Origin of the sequence: Arthrobacter sp. ZGTC212, from assembly GCF_002929255.1 — a bacterium.
GTDB classification, from domain to species: Bacteria; Actinomycetota; Actinomycetes; order Actinomycetales; family Micrococcaceae; genus Arthrobacter_B; species Arthrobacter_B sunyaminii.
The window spans coordinates 1-517 of the sequence record NZ_PJIJ01000093.1 but is presented as its reverse complement, the minus strand read 5'-3'; the positions used below and the strand labels follow the sequence as shown (position 1 = coordinate 517).

At 63.4% G+C, this 517-nt stretch carries 1 pseudogene; it reads left to right on the top strand.

Annotated elements, in window-relative coordinates:
- Positions 1 to 277, top strand: a pseudogene (locus CXQ89_RS18065) (prephenate dehydratase); the annotation flags it as partial.
- Positions 278 to 517 lie beyond the last annotated feature (240 nt).

The window sequence follows — 517 nt, the reverse complement described above, 5'->3', positions numbered from 1 at the left end:
AATCGAATCCCGGCCCACGGGACAGTACCTGGGGCATTACTTTTTCAGTATCGACGCCGACGGCCACCTCGGAGATGCGCGTGTAGCGGATGCCCTGGCGGGACTCCACCGCATCAGCCCGGCCACCCGTTTCCTTGGCTCCTACGCGCGGGCCGACAACCAGGAGACGGTGGTGGAGCCGCATACTTCTGATGATGCCTTCGAAGCAGCGCAGAAGTGGGTGGACGGGCTGCGGCGGCGCCGGGAAACCGGTTCCGCCGCTTCGCCCACAGCGTAGGTAATTGCCCTGCATACCACTTCCGCGGGCTGTGGACAATGCGTATGCTTACTTGATCCACATTGGGGGGATGGCCCTTAACGAAGGGAGCGGGTCATGAGTAGCAGCGGCTCTGACAACGATGGCCAGGGGATGATTGTCAATCCCCGCCCCACCGCCGAAAATCAGGACTGGGACGGCGACGAGGCCGACCGGGCGGACCGCCTCCGCTTCGAAGAGGAGCAGGCCATGATCCGTGAA